Below are 710 nucleotides of genomic sequence, written 5' to 3' on the forward strand. Positions count from 1 at the left end.
CGCTCCGCTGATCGCCGGCGGGCGCCGCAGATCAGGGCGCGGGGTACGGCGACGCCGCCAGCAGACCCGCCAGGTGCACCGCGTTGGCCGCGGCGGTCCGGGTCGCCGCCGCCACGGCCTCCGGCACCTCGGTCAGATCCTTGTAGTCGACGCCGCTCATCGCCTCGCCGTTCCAGTACACCGCGGGCTGCGCGGCGAGGGTGCAGCCGACGTCGCCGAGGGCCTGGCCCAGGATCGCGGAGATGTGGTGGGCGCCGTCCTCGTTGCCGACGACCACGGGGATCGCCACGGTCCCGAAGAGCGTCGGGCGGCCCGCGTCGTCGGTCTCGCTCAGCTCGGCGTCCAGGCGTTCCAGGACCCGCTGCGCGACCGAGGAGTGCTGGCCGAGCCAGGTGGGCGTGGCGAGCACCAGGATGTCGGCGGCCAGGACCGCGGCGCGGATCGTCGGCCATTCGTCGCCGTCGCCCATGTCGGTGAGGACCCCGGGGAGCACCCGGTGGTCCACCACGCGCAGCGCGTCCCCGCTCACCCCCTGCTCGGCGAGCGCCTCCATCACCTGCTGCCCGAGCACCTCCGTGCTGGAGGGCTCCGGGGAGGGCTTGAGCGTGCAGTTCAGCATCAGTGCGGTGAGAGCGGACATGCGGGCAGGGTAGGCCGCGGCGCCGCCGTGCGGGGAAGGGGGTTCCGCACGGCCCGCCCACGCGCTAGGT

General features: G+C 74.8%; 1 protein-coding gene. It reads right to left on the bottom strand.

The genetic code is table 11. From position 1 onward, the window contains the following. Window positions 1–31: 31 nt before the first annotated feature. The gene (locus MR1_RS19175) at window positions 32–640 is read right to left on the bottom strand and encodes a flavodoxin family protein (RefSeq protein ID WP_067250915.1); all 609 of its coding nucleotides are present in this window, start codon (window positions 638–640) and stop codon (window positions 32–34) included. Window positions 641–710 lie beyond the last annotated feature (70 nt).

The sequence above is a fragment of the Microbacterium resistens NBRC 103078 genome (assembly GCF_001552355.1).
GTDB lineage: Bacteria > Actinomycetota > Actinomycetes > Actinomycetales > Microbacteriaceae > Microbacterium > Microbacterium resistens.